The sequence below is a fragment of the Streptomyces fungicidicus genome, from assembly GCF_003665435.1.
In the GTDB taxonomy this organism is placed as follows: domain Bacteria; phylum Actinomycetota; class Actinomycetes; order Streptomycetales; family Streptomycetaceae; genus Streptomyces; species Streptomyces fungicidicus.
Window position 1 is genome coordinate 5775783 of the sequence record NZ_CP023407.1, and the last position, 16504, is coordinate 5792286.

At 74.7% G+C, this 16504-nt stretch carries 12 protein-coding genes; 7 read left to right on the forward strand and 5 right to left on the reverse strand.

The genetic code is table 11. The features are described 5' to 3' along the window. Window positions 1–83: 83 nt before the first annotated feature. Window positions 84–1211 carry an aminopeptidase P family protein gene (locus tag CNQ36_RS26080; RefSeq protein WP_121547760.1) on the forward strand — a complete coding sequence of 376 codons (1128 nt, stop codon included), beginning with the start codon at window positions 84–86 and terminating at the stop codon, window positions 1209–1211. Window positions 1212–1261: 50 nt separating this feature from the next. Further along, on the forward strand, window positions 1262–2215 hold the full coding sequence (locus CNQ36_RS26085; protein ID WP_121547761.1) for an aminoglycoside phosphotransferase family protein: 954 nt from the start codon (window positions 1262–1264) through the stop codon (window positions 2213–2215). A gap of 6 nt (window positions 2216–2221) precedes the next feature. On the opposite strand, the gene treZ is transcribed toward CNQ36_RS26085, so the two are convergent. Further along, window positions 2222–3967, reverse strand: coding sequence for a malto-oligosyltrehalose trehalohydrolase (gene treZ, locus CNQ36_RS26090; RefSeq protein ID WP_121547762.1), 1746 nt, complete (start codon window positions 3965–3967; stop codon window positions 2222–2224). 173 nt (window positions 3968–4140) lie between these two features. Here treZ and CNQ36_RS26095 point away from each other — a divergent pair, with 173 nt between their 5' ends. From CNQ36_RS26095 to CNQ36_RS26105, 3 genes are all read left to right on the forward strand, one after another. Beyond that, the gene (locus tag CNQ36_RS26095) at window positions 4141–4692 is read left to right on the forward strand and encodes a DUF1707 and FHA domain-containing protein (protein ID WP_121547763.1); all 552 of its coding nucleotides are present in this window, start codon (window positions 4141–4143) and stop codon (window positions 4690–4692) included. A gap of 73 nt (window positions 4693–4765) precedes the next feature. Next, on the forward strand, window positions 4766–6163 hold the full coding sequence (locus CNQ36_RS26100) for a M14 family zinc carboxypeptidase (protein ID WP_121547764.1): 1398 nt from the start codon (window positions 4766–4768) through the stop codon (window positions 6161–6163). Next, window positions 6160–6576: an SSI family serine proteinase inhibitor gene (locus CNQ36_RS26105; RefSeq protein ID WP_040905896.1), complete on the forward strand. Its 417-nt coding sequence runs from the start codon at window positions 6160–6162 to the stop codon at window positions 6574–6576. The genes CNQ36_RS26100 and CNQ36_RS26105 overlap by 4 nt, the downstream gene beginning before the upstream one ends. A 463-nt stretch (window positions 6577–7039) precedes the next feature. On the opposite strand, the gene CNQ36_RS26110 is transcribed toward CNQ36_RS26105, so the two are convergent. The 3 genes from CNQ36_RS26110 to glgX all read right to left on the reverse strand — a co-directional run bounded on the left by CNQ36_RS26110 (window position 7040) and on the right by glgX (window position 13095). Next, window positions 7040–8290 (reverse strand): M14 family zinc carboxypeptidase, encoded by a 1251-nt coding sequence (locus CNQ36_RS26110; protein WP_121547765.1) that lies wholly within the window; start codon window positions 8288–8290, stop codon window positions 7040–7042. Between the two features lie 130 nt (window positions 8291–8420). Then, the gene (treY, locus tag CNQ36_RS26115) at window positions 8421–10778 is read right to left on the reverse strand and encodes a malto-oligosyltrehalose synthase (protein ID WP_121547766.1); all 2358 of its coding nucleotides are present in this window, start codon (window positions 10776–10778) and stop codon (window positions 8421–8423) included. 184 nt (window positions 10779–10962) lie between these two features. Then, on the reverse strand, window positions 10963–13095 hold the full coding sequence (glgX, locus tag CNQ36_RS26120; protein ID WP_121547767.1) for a glycogen debranching protein GlgX: 2133 nt from the start codon (window positions 13093–13095) through the stop codon (window positions 10963–10965). 296 nt (window positions 13096–13391) lie between these two features. Here glgX and CNQ36_RS26125 point away from each other — a divergent pair, with 296 nt between their 5' ends. Together CNQ36_RS26125 and CNQ36_RS26130 are read left to right on the forward strand one after the other, a co-directional pair. Then, complete coding sequence (locus CNQ36_RS26125) at window positions 13392–14633, forward strand: SAV2148 family HEPN domain-containing protein (RefSeq protein ID WP_121547768.1); 1242 nt, start codon at window positions 13392–13394, stop codon at window positions 14631–14633. A gap of 131 nt (window positions 14634–14764) precedes the next feature. Further along, window positions 14765–15487 (forward strand): 3'-5' exonuclease, encoded by a 723-nt coding sequence (locus tag CNQ36_RS26130; RefSeq protein ID WP_004923447.1) that lies wholly within the window; start codon window positions 14765–14767, stop codon window positions 15485–15487. Between the two features lie 19 nt (window positions 15488–15506). Here the strand turns inward: CNQ36_RS26130 and CNQ36_RS26135 are convergent, their stop codons facing one another. After that, entirely contained in the window at window positions 15507–16370 is an 864-nt protein-coding gene (locus CNQ36_RS26135; RefSeq protein WP_121547769.1) for a phosphotransferase, read from the reverse strand. Window positions 16371–16504: the final 134 nt, after the last annotated feature.

Genomic DNA, 16504 nt, shown 5'->3' on the forward strand with positions numbered 1-16504 from the left:
ACACCGTCAACCGGCTCGCGCCGCCCCCGCCCGCCGGGCAGGATGCTGCCCATAACCTGATGTCCGCCCTGGGAGGCCCCGCAATGACCGGCGCCGCGTCCGCGTCCTTCACCGCCGACGACTACAAGGCCCGTATGGAACGCGCCGCCCGGCAGGCCGCCGACGCCGGGCTCGCCGGGCTGCTGGTGGCACCCGGCCCCGATCTGGTGTGGCTCACCGGATACACCCCCACCGCCGTCACCGAGCGGCTCACCCTGCTGGTCCTGGCCCCCGGCCGGGACCCCGTGCTCGTCGTCCCCACCCTGGAGGCGCCGGACGCCGAACGCGCCCTCGGCGCCTCCGCGCTCACCCTGCGGGACTGGACCGACGGCAAGGACCCCTACGCCGCCACCGCCGCCCTGCTCGACGCGGACGGCCGGTTCGGCATCAGCGACAACGCCTGGGCCATGCACCTGCTGGGCCTGCAGCGGACGCTGCCCGGCACCTCGTACGCCTCCCTCACCGAGGCCCTGCCGATGCTCCGCGCCGTCAAGGACGCGGCGGAGCTGGAACTCCTCGCCGCCGCCGGCGCCGCGGCGGACGCGGCGTTCGAGGAGATCAGGAGCGTCGCCTTCGCGGGCCGCCGCGAGTCGGACGTCGCCGCCGACCTCGCCGGCCTGCTGCGCCGGTTCGGGCACTCCCAGGTCGACTTCACGATCGTCGCCTCCGGACCCAACGGCGCCAACCCGCACCACGAGGTCGGCGACCGCGTCATCGAACGCGGCGACATGGTGGTGCTCGACTTCGGCGGTCTCAGGGACGGCTACGGATCCGACACCTCCCGCACCGTCCACGTCGGCGAACCCACCGACGAGGAACGCCGGGTGCACGACCTCGTGCGCGAGGCCCAGGAGGCCGGCTTCCGCGCGGTACGGCCCGGCGCCGCCTGCCAGGAGGTCGACCGGGCCGCCCGCGCGGTCATCGAAGACGCCGGGTACGGGGAGTACTTCATCCACCGCACCGGGCACGGCATCGGCGTCACCACGCACGAACCGCCGTACATGATCGAGGGAGAGGAGCAGCCGCTCGTCCCCGGCATGTGCTTCTCCGTCGAGCCCGGCGTCTATCTGCCCGGCCGGTTCGGCGTGCGCATCGAGGACATCGTGACCGTCACCGGGGACGGCGGACGGCGGCTGAACAACACCGCGCGGGAGATGGTCATAGTGGACTGAGCGGTTCCCCTCGTCCCCTCCCTGCCTCCCCGAACGGCAACGGCGCGATCATGACCCAGGCACCGACACCCACCGAGGACACCGTCCGCCGGCTGGCCCGCTCCCTGCTGCGGGACGGCGGGAAGGGCGGCGGCGCGGACTCCGCCGCCGCACCCGACGTCCGGCCCGTCGCCGAGGGCGACGCGCCCGCCACCTGGTGGGTCGGCACGCGCCATGTGCTGCGCCTCGCCCCGGACCGGGAGGCGAGCGCGTGCCGGCGCCGCGAACTGCGGCTGCGCGACCTGGTCCGCCCGCATGTCCCGGTCGCGGTGCCGTCCGCCGTGGCGCACGGCGAGTGGGCGCCCGGTCTGCTCTGCACCCTCGACACCCGGCTGCCCGGCGGGACGGCGGAGGAGCACCGCGTCTCCGCCGTCGGCGAGGCCGACCTCGCCGGGCTGCTCACGGGGCTCCGCGAGGTGCCGGTGCGGCAGGCGGAGGCGCTCGGTGTGCCGCGCGTCCCCCCGCGTTCCCTGGAGTCGCTGCGCCGGACCGCGGGGGAGGCCGCCGAACGGCTCGCCGCGGCCGACGAGTTCGACCCCGGACGGCTGGGCCGGCTCACCGCGCCCGCCGCGGTCCAGCTCGCCACCCAGCCCGGCACGGCCGTCCTCGTCCACCATGCCCTCGGCGGCGGCCACCTCGTGGTGAGCGCGGAGGGCAGGGTGCGCGGCGTCCTCGGCTGGGACGCCGCGGTGGTCGGCGACCCCGCCGAGGACATCGCCGGACTCGCGCTCGCCGTCGGCGCGCCGGCCGCCGTGCGCGCCGCGACCCTCGCCGGCTACGGCGCCCGCCCCTGTCTGCGCGGTCTGTGGCTGGCCCGCTGCGACGCGCTGACCCTGCTCGCCGAGGTGCTCACCGGCGGCTCCACCGCCCCGCCGCTCCTCGCGCGCACCCGGCTGCGCCGCGCCTGGGAGCCGATCATGCTGGAACGCGTGACGGACCTCAGGGGCGGCGACGAGACGTCGTAGCGCCGGTCATTCCTGCAGCAGCACCACGGCCGACTCACCGGGCAGACGCAGCACCCCGTCCGAGCCCGGCGTCTCCACCGGCTCCCACGCCGCCAGCACACGGGCGCCGGGGACGCCCAGGGGGATCGCCGCCGGCCGCGCGCCGAGGTTCACGGCGACCCGGACGTCCCCCCGCCGGAAGGCCAGCCAGCGGTGCTCCTCGTCGAGGGCCACCTTGGTGTCGCCGAGGTCGGGGTCGGTGAGGTCCGGCTGCTCGTGACGCAGGGCGGTCAGCCGCCGGTACCAGGACAGCACCCGCGCATGGGGCTCGCGTTCCGGCTCCGACCAGTCGAGGCAGGAACGCTCGCGGGTGGCGGGGTCCTGCGGGTCCGGCACGTCCTCCTCGGCCCAGCCGTGCGCCGCGAACTCCCGGCGCCTGCCGTCGCGCACCGCTTTGGCGAGCACCGGATCGGTGTGGTCGGTGAAGAACTGCCAGGGCGTGCCCGCCGCCCATTCCTCGCCCATGAACAGCATGGGCGTGAACGGAGCGGTCAGGGTGAGCGTCGCCGCGCAGGCCAGCAGCCCCGGGGAGACCGACGCGGCCAGCCGGTCCCCCTGGGCGCGGTTGCCCACCTGGTCGTGGGTCTGGCTGTAGCCGAGCAGCCGGTGCCCGGCCACCCGGTCGCGGTCCAGGGGACGGCCGTGGTGCCGGCCCCGGAAGGCGGAGTACGTGCCGTCGTGGAAGAACCCGCCGGTGAGCGTCTTGGCGAGAGCCGTGAGCGGGGCACGCGCGAAGTCGGCGTAGTAGCCCTGCGACTCGCCCGTCAGCGCGGTGTGCAGGGCATGGTGGAAGTCGTCGTTCCACTGGGCGTGCACCCCGAGGCCGCCCTCCGGGCGGGGCGTGATGACCCGGGGGTCGTTGAGATCCGACTCGGCGATCAGGAACAGGGGCCGGCCGGTGTCGGCGGCGAGGGCGTCCACCGCCCCGGACAGCTCCTCCAGGAAGTGGCGGGCGCGGGTGTCCACCAGCGCGTGCACCGCGTCCAGCCGCAGTCCGTCGATCCGGTAGTCCCGCAGCCAGGCCAGCGCGCTGTCCACCAGGAACGCGCGCACCTCGTCGGAGCCCGGCGCGTCCAGGTTGACCGCCGCACCCCACGGGGTGTGGTGGGTGTCCGTGAAGTACGGCCCGAACTGCGGCAGATGATTCCCGGACGGCCCCAGGTGGTTGTGCACCACGTCCAGTACGACGCCGAGCCCGAGCGCGTGCGCCCTGTCGACGAACCGCTTCAGGCCCTCGGGGCCGCCGTACGGCTCGTGCACCGCCCACAGCGAGACGCCCTCGTACCCCCAGCCGTGCCGGCCCGGGAACGGGCACACCGGCATCAGCTCCACATGCGTCACGCCCAGGTCCACCAGGTGACCGAGCCGCTCGGCGGCCGCGTCGAAGGTGCCCTCGCGGGTGTACGTGCCCACGTGCAGCTCGTACAGCACCGCGCCGGGCAGCGGGCGCCCGGACCACTCCGCGCTCCAGGCGAACCGGTCGTGGTCGACGACCGCGCTCTCCCCGTCCGGGCCGTCCGGCTGCCGGCGGGAGCGCGGGTCGGGCAGGACGGGGCCGTCGTCGAGCGAGAAGCCGTACCGCGAACCGTCCTGCGCCCGCGCCTCCGCCCGCCACCACCCCTCCCGCTCGGGGTCGCGTTCCAACGCGCGCGTGGCGCCGTCGCACTGGAGCGTCACTCGGCCGGCCTGTGGTGCCCACACCTCGAACTGCACGGACGGTTCCCCTTCGTCTGCTCACCGTGATGTAGTGCGTCCATCGTGCGCCATGGGAGATCAATTCGCCGGGGGATCCGCCCTTTTGCGGCAGGTGTCGCCGGGCGTCGCGCGTGACGGGCGGTTCCCCGCTTTCTGGACAGCCCGGCCGTCGCTGACCGACAATCAGCAGCGTGACGTCGTCCTTCGAGTTCCACACGTACCCCGCGCGGCTCTCCGACGCGGAGCGCGACAAGGCGCTGAGCGTGCTGCGGGACGGTGCCGCCATGGGCCGCCTGTCCCACGACACGTTCGTGCGGCGCATGGAACTCGCCCTCGTGGCGCGCCGTTCCGACGAACTCGCCGCGCTCATCGCCGACCTTCCGAGGGAAAGCCGCGTCTCGCGCCTGGTCTTCGGCACCGTGGGGGCCGTCTCCGGATTCACCGTGCGGCTGCGCCGCGCCTGGCAGGCCGAGAAGCTGCCCAAGCTGCTGCTGCCGCACCCGGCGACCGGTCACCCCCTGCGCATAGGGCGCGACCCGGCCAGCGGACTGCGGCTGAGTCACGAGACGGTCTCCCGCGTGCACGCCGAACTCCACCACCAGGGCGGCCTGTGGGTGCTGCGCGACCTCGGCTCCACCAACGGCACCACGGTGAACGGGCGGCGTGTGGTGGGCGCGGCCGTCGTACGCGACGGCGACCAGATCGGCTTCGGGCGGATCACCTACCGGCTCTCGGCCCGCTGACCCTCCGGGAGCCGACCCGTCAAGGCCCCGTGTGCGTCACGGTGTTGACGTACCTCCGAAGTCGTGACTGACTGTGCGTACGCCATGCACTCCCGGTGAAACGTCGGCGCCACTTCGGAGGTGTGCCCTGCCGCCCCTCCTGCGCTATCCGACCGCGGACGAACTGGGCGCGCGGGCCGCCGCCCTCGTCGCCCGGCATCCCCGCGACGCCCGGCTGCGCCGCGTCGGCGTCTCCCGCGCGGGCAGCCCGCTGTGGCTGCTCGAGGTGGGTCACGGCAGCCGTCAGGCGCTCGTCGTCGCCGGGCCGCACGCCAACGAGCCCGTGGGCGGCGCCACCGCGCTGCGGGTGGCCGAACGCGCCCTGGCCGACCCCCGGCTCACCGAGGGCGCCGACACCACCTGGAACCTGCTGCTCTGCCTCGACCCGGACGGCCTGCGCCGCAACGAGCCCTGGCTGACCGGCCCCCGCACCCTCGGCCACCACTTCCGGAACTTCTTCCGGCCGGGCTTCCTGGAACAACCCGAATGGCTGCCCGACGGCGCCGACGCCGCCGCGCTGCCCGAGACCCGCGCCCTGCTCGCCGTCCAGGACGAACTGCGGCCCTTCCTCCAGTGCTCCCTGCACGGCGTCGACATCGGCGGCGGCTTCGTCGAGCTCACCCGCGACCTGCCCGGTCTCGACCGGCGGGTCGCGGGCATCGCCGCCCGGCTCGGTGTCCCGCGCGAACTCGGCGCCTACGACGCCCTGTACTGGCCCGGCCTCGGCCCCGCGGTCTACCGCATCCCGCCCCCGCGCCGTCGTGACCTCGCCGCCGCCATCACCGAGGCCGCCGTCGAGTCGACGTGGTTCCACCCGCACCGGCACGGGACGGTCACCGCGGTCGTCGAGGCGCCGATGTGGGGCGTGACGGCCGTCGCGGACGGGTCCCCGGCCGCCGACGCGGAGGCGGTGCTGCGGTCCGCCAGCCACGCGCTGCGCCGGGACACCCTGCTGCTGGCCGGGCTGACCGGGCGCGTCCGGCCGCATCTCGCCGGTGTGCCGGACGCGGCGCGGCTGCTCGCCCCGGTCGACGACTACCTGCTGGTCTGCCCCGGACTGGCCGACGCGTGGGACCCCGACTGCGGAAACGATTCTTCGCATCCGTTGCCGCCCATGACCACCGCGCGTCTCACCGCCGTGCGCCTCGCCGGGCTGCGGCTGGTGCTGCGCACCGCGGGGCTGCTGCACCAGCTGGTGACGCGCGCCGGGCGCGATCCGGCCGGGGCGCTGCCGGAGCTGGAGCGGCTGATCGACGCGCGGTGCGCCGACTGCCGGGACGGCTTCGGGGCGCGCTGGATCGCGGTCTCGCGCCAGGCCGAGTACCAGGCGCGGGTGGTGCTCGCCGCGTTCGAGCTGGCGGTGCGCGCGCCCTTCCGTTCGGGTGAGCCGGGGTGGGGTACCGGGACCGCCGTGCCGATGCACCGGGAATGACGCACACCTCACTGAAAGCGGTACGGGCGGGACTGCTCGCCGCCCTCGTCCTGTTCGCGTGCGCGGTGCCCGCCCGGGCGGCCGGCGGGCCCGGCGAGGACAGCCGGCTGCTGCTCGCGGTCACCCACGGAGAGACGCCGGCCGGCGCGGAGGGCGGCGTGCTGCTGAGCTGCGATCCGCCGCGGGGGCACCGGCACGCGGCGCGGGCCTGCGCGGAGCTGGCGGCCGTGGACGGACGCATCGGCGACCTGCCCCCGAGGGAGGACGTCGTGTGCCCGATGGTCTACGCGCCCGTCACCGCACGGGCGAGCGGGGTGTGGCGCGGCCGCGCCGTCGACTACACGGAAACCTTCCCGAACGCCTGCACGATGACTGCCCGGACGGGCTCGGTGTTCGCACTGGACACCGAGTAGCAGGTCGGCCGCCCCGCCCAAGGCCGCGACGGGCACGGGCGAACGCCGAGCCCGGAACCCGCCCCCGCCGACGACACCCCCCGGCCCATTCGGGCCCGCGGCCCCGACCCGGTGGGGGCCGCCGGTCCGGGTGGGACGCCCGGGTCCTGACGGCGCCCACCGGCGTGGGCGGCACCGGCGTGCCCGTACCGCGCCCATCGTCCCTGGCGGTACCTGCGGCCCTGCCGACGCCCGCGTGCCTGGGCGGGGCCCGTCGGTCCGGGCGGTCTCCGCCGGATCGGGCTGCGCCTGTGTGGCCGGGCGGTGCCCGTCGGTCCGGGCTGCGCCTGTGTGGCCGGGGGTGCCCGTCGGTCCGCCGGTGTTCGCGTGCCTGGGTGGGGTGCACCGGTGGGGGCGTCACCCGCGTGCCAGGGTGGCGGTGGTGCGCTGCTGACGTGTGCGGCGGCGGACGCCCGGGGTGCGGTCAGCCGGACTGTTCGCGGGCGTGGTGGGCCGCGGCCAGGACCGTTCGGGACTGGTGCTCGACCTGCTGGCCGACGGGGACCCAGCGGGCGCGGAAACTGGTGGCGAACGCGGCGCTCCAGCGCGCGACCAGGTACTCCAGACGGGCCGCCGCCCGCTCGTCGGTCCCGCTCAGCGCCCGCCGCAGCATCGCCGCCGCCCTCAGCGGCACCCGGCGCGCGAACGCGTCCACGCTGCCCACGTACGCCCGGGTGCCGTCCGCGGGCGGGGTGCGGACCAGGTCGGCGGCCAGCCCCGGCACCAGCTCCAGCACCCAGGTGGCCGCCCGCAGCAGCGGGCCGCCCGCGTCCCGGTGTTCCGGCCGCGCGTCCTCCAGTATCCGCCGCACCTCGTCCGCGTCCCGCAGCAGCCGGTCCGCGAGCAGGCCCATCGCCGCGTGCGGCGCAGGATGCGGCGCCGGGTCGTCGACCAGGTCGCCGGCCCACATCGGCACCTCGATCACCGCGGTCAGCCCGCCGTACCGGTGGGCGTGGTACCAGGTGCTGTGCCGCGCGTCGTCGGTCAGGCTCGGATAGGCCGGCGCGGCCTCCGGCGCCGGCATCACATGCACCCCCGGACCGGACGCGGGCCAGCCCGCCGCGTCCGAGGCGCCAGTCTCCACCGGAATGTGCAGCTGCGCGGCGGACTTGGCGAACGGCTCGGCCAGCCCGGGCACGTCCCTCGTCAGCTGCACCCAGCTGCCGCCCAGATCGGTGCCGTGCAGCGACACCTGCAGATAGGGCCGCACCTCGTCGATCACCCCGGTCAGGGCGCGGGTCTCGGGCGGCAGCCGGTCGGGCGGCAGCACCGACGGCGCCCACTCCGGCTGCTCCGGCCCCGCGGGACGGAAGAACCCCAGGTGGTAGTCGTAGAGACTGCGCGGCGACGGCGTCACATGGAGGCTCGCCCCGTCGGGGTCCGCGCACAGCAGGAAGTGCCACGACGTGCCGTCGCGCAGCTCCGGTTCCCGGACGGTCCGCCGGGCCAGCGCGAGCAGGGTGCCCCCGCCGGCCGGTTCGTTGGCGTGGGCGCCGGCCACCACCAGCACGGCCCGCTCGGCGCGTCCCACGGACAGCAGGTGCAGGGGCCGGCCCGCGCGGGAGACCCCCACCTGCCGCAGGACGCACAGACCGGGCGACCGGACCGTCAGCGCGCGTGCCGCGGCGACCAGTTCGGCCGGTGTCGGATAGCGCAGCTCAAGCAGCGGACCCACCCCCCGTTGTCACCACCCGAATCCGCTGTGCGCAGTACCCCACGGCCGGAAGGTGGTGTCAAGGGCACGGGGGAGCGCCTGCGGGGGGCGCCCGGGGGCACGCCGCCACCCGCTCCCACGCGCGCCGTGGTCAGTCCGGGATCCGCTCCAGCAGCGCCACCGGCGACCGCTCGAAGAGCTCCTCCAGGGGCGCGTGCCCGCCGAACTCCCGCACCGGCTCCAGCACGTCGGCCCACCGCCCGGCCGGCAGCGCCAGACGGGTTCCGCGCCAGCCGCCCGCCTCCGCCAGCCGCAGCGACAGCCGGGTCACCGCGGTGAGGACCTCACCGGAACGCGCGAACGCCAGACAGTGCCCCGCCGCCGGGCCCTCTGCGGTCAGCGGCGCGTACGACGCCGTGTCGCCGAAGGCGGCCGGCCGGCGCGCCCGCAGCCGCAGCGCGGCCCGCGTCACCGCCTCCTTGCCGCTCCCGTCACCCCCGAACCGCACGGCCCGCCGGTTGTCGGGGTCCACCAGCGCCCGGTACTCGTGCTCAGTGCCCTGGTACACGTCCGGCACCCCCGGCATCGTCAGGTGGACCAGGGCCGCGCCCCACGCGTTCGCCCGGATGTGCGGCTCCAGCGAGGCGCGGAACGCCGCCACCCGCTCGCCCGGCACCCCGCACGGGCCCTCCGCCACGAACCGCTCCACCGCCTCCTCGTAGGGCGGCTCCTGCTCCGTCCAGCTCGTGTACAGCCCCGCCTCCCGCACATGCTTCAGCAGCGCCCCCCGCACCCGCTCCTCCGCGTCCTGTGCCGGGCCCAGCCCGAACACCGTCTGCCAGGCCGCCCACGCCAGCTGCGCGTCCGGCGCGCCCCCGCCCCCGCCGCGGGTCACCTCCGCCAGGACGTCCGCCCAGCGCTCCGGGCACTCGGTGAGGACGTGCAGCGCCGCCCGCACATCGGCACTGCGCTTGGTGTCGTGCGTCGAGACGACCGTCCCGGTCGACGGCCAGTCGCGCTGCACGCGCGCGCAGTACGCGTGGAACCGCTCGGGGGACACCGCCGGGTCACCCGGGTTCCCGCCCACCTCCGTCGCCGACAGCAGCGGCACATAGCGGTAGAACGCCGTGTCCTCCACGGACTTGGCCCGCAGCGCCGACGCGGTCTGCGCGAACCGCGTACGGAACTCCACGTACTCCGGCCCGTCCCCGTACCGCCCGAGCACCAGGTCCCGTACGACGTCCACGGCCCCCGCCTCCTCGGGCACGGCGAAGGCGAGCCGGGCCCCGTCGGCGGCCTCCTCGGTGACGACGCCGGCGGCGTCCACGGAGGAGTAGGGCCGGTACACCTCCAGCCGGACCAGCAGCTCCTGGAGGGCGGTGCGCAGCGCCCACGGCGCGCGGTCGCGCAGCGCGGGCTCCGGGGAGGCCGCGCACAGCCGGCTCGTCACCCGTGTGAGCCGGTCCACCTCGGTGGCCAGCTCGTGCGTGAGCACCTTGTACGCCGCCCGCCGCACCGTGGCGTCCCAGTCCCCGCCCCGGTCCGTCTGCGGGGCCGCGAACCGCCGGTAGCGGCCCAGCAGCTCCCCGAACCCCGCCGGGTCCGTGAAGAGACCGTCCACGTGCCGCAGGGCGTCGTAGCCGGTGGTGCCGGCGACCGGCCAGGAGGGGGGCAGCGGCTCCCCGTCGGAGAGGATCTTCTCCACCACCGTCCACCGGCCGCCCGTGGCCTCGTGCAGCCGCCGCAGATAGCCGTCGGGGTCGGCGAGCCCGTCGGGGTGGTCGACGCGCAGCCCGTCGATCACCCCCTCCCGGAGCAGCTCCAGGATCTTGCCGTGCGTCGCGTCGAACACCTCCGGGTCCTCCACCCGCACCCCGATCAGCTCGGAGATGCTGAAGAACCGCCGGTAGTTGAGCTCGGTCCGGGCCAGCCGCCACCACACGGGGCGGTACCACTGCGCGTCCAGGAGCCGGGGCAGCGGCAGCCCGGCCGTTCCCTCCCGCAGCGGGAACGCGTGGTCGTAGTAGCGCAGTACGTCGCCGTCGGCCTCCAGCCGGCCGGCCTCCTCGCCGAACGGGCCGCCGAGCACCGGCAGCAGCACCTGGCCGCCCTGCGCCTCCCAGTCGATGTCGAACCACCGCGCGTACGGCGACGCCGGGCCCTCGCGCAGCACCTCCCACAGCGCGCGGTTGTGGCGCGGCGACATCGCCATGTGGTTCGGCACGATGTCCACGACCAGCCCGAGACCGTGCTCCCGCGCGGTGCGCGCCAGCTCCCGCAGCCCCTCCTCGCCGCCCAGCTCCTCGCGCACGCGCGCGTGGTCCACCACGTCGTAGCCGTGCGGCGAGCCGGGCACGGCCTCCAGGACCGGCGACAGATGCAGATGGGACACGCCGAGCGAGGCCACGTACGGCACGGCGTCCGCCGCCGCGCCGAACGGGAAGCCCGGCTGCAGCTGCAGCCGGTAGGTGGCCGTGGGCACCGCCGGGTCGCGTTGCTCTGGGGTCATGGGAGTGTTCCTCCGTTCGGGGTGCGGGCGGGTTGTCTCCGCCCCCGCCGCCCCTTCCCGTCCCGACTCCTCAAGCGCCGGAGGGGCTGAAGTCAGCCCCTCCGGCGCTTGAGGAGCGGGGGTCCGGGGGCAGCGCCCCCGGGGGACGGGAACGGGAAGGGGCGGCGGGGGCGTCACACCAGGCCTACACCGGCCGCTGCAGCACCGTCATGCTGCGGTCGGTCAGGGTGAGCCGGGTGCCGGCCGTCACCTTCCGGCCGGTGTCCGCCGGGACGCCGTCCGCGCGGGCCGTGTCCACCACGACCTGCCACTGCCGGCCGTGGTCGACGGGCACCACGAAGTCCAGCGGCTTGGGGGAGGCGTTGAACATCAGCAGGAACGAGTCGTCCGTGATGCGCTCACCACGCTGCCCCGGCTCGGAGATCGCGTTGCCGTTGAGGAACACGGTCAGCGCCGACGCCCGCGCGGAGTCCCAGTCCCGCTGGGTCATCTCCGCGCCCTCGGGAGTGAACCAGGCGATGTCGGAGAGGTCGTCGTGGGTGCCCTCCACCGGCCTGCCGTGGAAGAAGCGGCGCCGGCGGAACACCGGGTGGTCCTTGCGCAGCCACACCATCGCGCGGGTGAACTCCAGCAGCTGTCGGCGCGGATCGTCCTCGCCGTCCCCGTCCCCGTCGGGCCAGTCGAGCCAGGCCAGCTCGTTGTCCTGGCAGTAGGCGTTGTTGTTGCCGCGCTGGGTGCGGGCCACCTCGTCGCCGTGGCTGAGCATGGGCACGCCCTGGGAGAGCATCAGCGTCGCGATGAAGTTGCGCATCTGCCGGGCCCGCAGCCGCAGCACCTCCGGGTCGCCGGTCTCGCCCTCGGCGCCGGAGTTCCACGACCGGTTGTGGCTCTCGCCGTCCCGGTTGTCCTCGCCGTTGGCTTCGTTGTGCTTGTCGTTGTACGAGACGAGGTCGTGCAGCGTGAAGCCGTCGTGGCAGGTCACGAAGTTGATGGAGGCGAGCGGGCGGCGTCCGTCGTCCTGGTACAGGTCGGAGGAGCCGGTCAGCCGCGAGGCGAACTCCGCGAGCGTGCGCGGCTCGCCCCGCCACAGGTCCCGCACGGTGTCGCGGTACTTGCCGTTCCACTCGGTCCACAGCGGCGGGAAGTTGCCCACCTGGTAGCCGCCCTCGCCCACGTCCCACGGCTCGGCGATCAGCTTCACCTGGGACACCACCGGGTCCTGCTGCACCAGGTCGAAGAAGGACGACAGCCGGTCCACCTCGTGGAACTGACGTGCGAGGGTCGCCGCCAGGTCGAAGCGGAACCCGTCGACATGCATCTCGGTGACCCAGTACCGCAGCGAGTCCATGATCATCTGCAGCACGTGCGGGGACCGCATGAGCAGGGAGTTGCCGGTCCCCGTCGTGTCCATGTAGTAGCGGGGGTCGTCGGTGAGCCGGTAGTACGAGGGGTTGTCGAGCCCCTTGAAGGACAGCGTCGGGCCCAGGTGGTTGCCCTCGGCGGTGTGGTTGTAGACCACGTCCAGGATCACCTCGATCCCGGCCTCGTGCAGCGCCTTCACCGCCGACTTGAACTCCAGCACCTGCTGGCCCCGGTCGCCCCAGGACGCGTACGCGTTGTGCGGGGCGAAGAAGCCGATCGTGTTGTAGCCCCAGTAGTTGTTCAGCCCCATGTCGACCAGCCGGTGGTCGTTGACGAACTGGTGCACCGGCATCAGCTCCAGCGCGGTCACCCCCAGCCCGGTCAGATGATCGATCACGGCCGGGTGGGCCAGCCCCGCGTAGGTGCCGCGCAGCTCCTCCGGCAGCCCCGGGTGGCGCATGGTCAGGCCCTTGACGTGGGCCTCGTAGATCACCGTGTGGTGGTACTCCGTACGGGGCCTGCGGTCGTCGCCCCAGTCGAAGTACGGGTTGACCACGACCGACGTCATGGTGTGCGGCGCCGAGTCGAGGTCGTTGCGCCTCTCGGGCGCGCCGAAGTGGTAGCCGTAGACCTCCTCGCCCCAGTCGACCGCCCCGCCGATCGCACGCGCGTACGGGTCGAGCAGCAGCTTCGCCGAATTGCAGCGCAGCCCGCGCTCGGGCTCGTACGGGCCGTGCGCGCGGAAGCCGTACCGCTGCCCGGGCATGACGCCGGGCACGTACGCGTGCCGCACGAACGCGTCGCTCTCGCGCAGCTCGACGGCCGTCTCGGAGCCGTCGTCGTGCAGCAGACACAGCTCTACTCGGTCCGCGGCTTCCGTGAAGACCGCGAAATTCGTTCCGGCGCCGTCGTACGTGGCACCGAGCGGATACGCCTCGCCAGGCCAGACCTGCATGGATAGGACTCTTTCAGGTGTGCGGCGCTTGTGGGACGCCTTGGCTCCGAGTGTCCCCGAGTCTCCCCGAAAGGGCGGGGATCACCTTCTACCCACACCCCTGGCACGCGACCCACCCGTCACGGGTCCCGCTATGAAACCGCTCACTCCCGGCCGTCCGCCGGGCGGAACGAACCCGTGATTGCGGGAAGTTGGGAAACGACCCTGTGCATCGGGCTGCACCGTGCACCGCTGGCGGAGTACTCTCCTTGATCGTCGGGACGGGAGTGCTCGGGGGAGCGGAAGGCGGTGCGCGGGTGGGGTCGGGAGGGCTGGAACTGCCCCCTGGTGACGACGGTCACGAGGGGAGTGGTTCCACGGACGTCCCGCCCGGTGCGGTGTCCCTGGCACGGCCGATGGAAGCGGGTTCGATCGGGCCGGAGCTGGACTGGGGCGCCGACGCCTGGAGCGAGGTGCGCACCCGCGCCCAGCGGGCCGGCCGGGCCTACATCTGGCTGAACCTCGTCGAGCAGCGGCTGCGCGCGGTCGTGGCCGCCGTCCTGCGCCCCGTCTACGAGCCGGTGCACGGCGACGACTGGGTGGTCGCCGCCGCCGGACCGGCCGGGCAGGAGTGGGTGCAGCGCGCCGTCGCGGTGCGCGAGGTCAGCCGCCGCAAGGGCTATCTGCTCGACCCGGCCGACGACAACGTGCTGTCCTTCCTCACCCTGCCGCAGCTGCGCGAGCTGATGGTCCAGCACTGGCCCTGCTTCGAGCCGTACTTCGACGACCGGCGGGAGGTCGAGCTCGCCCTGGACGAGCTGGAGGTCACCCGCAACGTGGTCTCCCGCAACCGCGCCCTGTCCGAGGCGGTGCTGAACCAGGCCGAGCGGGCCTCCGCGCGGCTGCTGGAGATGCTCGGCGCCGGCGGCGACGTGCCGTCCGCGCGGCGGCTGCCCGTCGACGCGGTCGAGGACCTGGTCGGCGACCGGTACGCCGACGTGGTCGCCGTGCACCCGGACCGGGTGCGGCTGCTGCGCCAGTTCCCGGCCGAGGACATCTTCGGCGGGGCCCGCCGCCTGGACGCCATCGGCATCGGGCTCAACCTGCTGGTGCAGAACTTCTCCGGGCGCCGTCTGGTGCGGCTGGCGGAGTCCGGCTGCCGGGTGCGGCTGCTCTTCCTGAACCCGGCCTCCAGCGCGGTCAAGCGCCGGGAGCGCGAGCTCGGCCTCAAGCGCGGCGAGCTCGGCCGTGCCGTCGAGATGAACATCCTGCACATGCGCCGCGTCCGGTCGCGGCTGCGCGACCCCGGCGCCTTCGAGATCCAGGTGTACGACGAGACGCCCCGCTGCACCGCCTACCTCGTGGACGGGGACGGTTCGGACGGCGTCGCGGTGGTGCAGAACCATCTGCGCCGGGCCCGGGGCATGGAGGCGCCGGTACTGGTGCTGCGCAACGGGACCAAGGTGGTCAAGCCGGGCGAGGCCGAGGTGGGCGGGCTGTTCCCCACCTACCGCGAGGAGTTCGAGATGATGTGGGCGGATTCGCGTCCGGTGTCGTGAACGCCCCGTGCCGGGGCTGCTTGTGGCGGGCTGTCCGGACCGGTAAGCGGAACGCGATCCTCTGATTGTCAGTGGGGCGTGCGAGGGTGGAGACCACTGGGGGAACGCACCACACAGAAGGGGGGCAGCCCATGGGCTGGCACCGGGAGCTCCTGATCGGCTTCGACCTGGAGACGACGGGTACGGACCCGCGCGAGGCGCGGATCGTCACGGGGGCCGTGATCGAGGTCAGGGCGGGGGAGCCGCTGGGGCGCCGGGAGTGGCTGGCGGACCCGGGCGTGCCCATCCCGGAGGACGCGGTCGCGGTGCACGGCATCAGCGGCGAGCGGGCGGCCGCCGAGGGCCGCCCCGCCGACCAGGTGGCCGACGCCATCGCCGGCGTCCTCACCGCCTATTGGCAGACGGGCGTCCCGGTCGTCGCGTACAACGCCGCCTTCGACCTGACCCTGCTCTCCGCCGAACTGCGGCGGTACGGACTGCCGTCGCTGAGCGACCGTCTCGGCGGCATCGAGCCGGCCCCGGTCATCGATCCGTACACCATCGACCGTGCCGTCGACCGCTACCGCCGGGGCAAGCGCAACCTGGAGGCCGTCTGCGCGGAGTACGGCGTGGTCCTCGACTCGGCGCACGACGCGACCGCCGACGCCCTCGCGGCGGCCCGGCTGGCCTGTGCGATAGCCGGCCGCCACCCCAAGGTCGCGGCCCTCGCGCCGGCGGAACTGCACCGCCGTCAGATCGAGTGGTACGCGGCCTGGGCGGCGGACTTCCAGGACTTCCTGCGCCGCAAGGGCGACGCGACCGCGCTCGTCGACGGCGCCTGGCCGCTGCGGAAGCCGGCGGGCGAGCGGGTCTGACGCACCGGGCGGTCCGGCGTCAGAAGGGGTACCAGCGCACGGACTCGTCCCCGTCCCGCAGCGACGCCACCCGGCGCCGGAACTCGGCCAGCGCCGCGGGGTTGCCCGGCGCGTGCTGGGCGACCCAGGCGCAGCTGGCCGTCTCCCGCGCGCCGCGCAGCACCGAGCAGCCCTCCCACGCGCGCACGTCCCAGCCGTAGGTGCCGGTGAACGACGCGTACGCCTCGTCCGGCAGCCCGTAGCGGTCGTGGGACAGGGCCATGACCACCAGATCGTGCTCGCGCAGATCGGCGGAGAAGGTCTCCAGGTCGATCAGGACCGGCCCGTCCGGCCCGATGTGCACATTGCGGGTCAGGGCGTCGCCGTGGACGGGGCCCGGCGGCAGATGGGGCGTCAGCGCCGCCGCGGCCGAGGCGAAACCGTCCCGCCGCTCGCGCAGATACGCCGCGTCCGCGGGGTCGATCGCGTCGCCCGCGAGCCGCAGCCAGCGCTCCACGCCGCCCAGCAGTTCGCGGGGCGGCAGCGCGAACGGGGGAGCGGGCAGCGCGTGGACCAGCCGCAGCAGTCCGGCCAGATCCCGGGGTTCGGCTGGCCGCACCGCCTCCGGCAGCCGGTGCCACACGGTCACCGGGTGCCCCTCGACCAGCAGCGCCTCGGACTCGGCGGCCCGCACCGCGGGCACGCCCCGCTCCGCCAGCCATCCGGCGACGGCCAGTTCCCGGCGGGCCCGGTCCAGCAGCTCGGCGTCGCGGCCCACCTTCACGGCCAGGCCCCCGGCGGCGAACACCGCGTTCTCCCCGAGGGCCAGCAGCCGCGCGTCCGCCGCCGCGCCGGGCAGCACTCCTGCCGCCGCCAGCACGTCCCGCGCCCGTGCCTCGTCCATCCGTCCCCCTCCTGGTCCGTCCCGGTCCGGCCGCCGGCTTCCGGCCGTCCGTCGGCCAGTGTCCCATTCGCACAGGTGGGGCGGTGTGCGCGGCCCCACGCCGGCGGGCGTCGGCCGGACTGCGGGACCGCTGA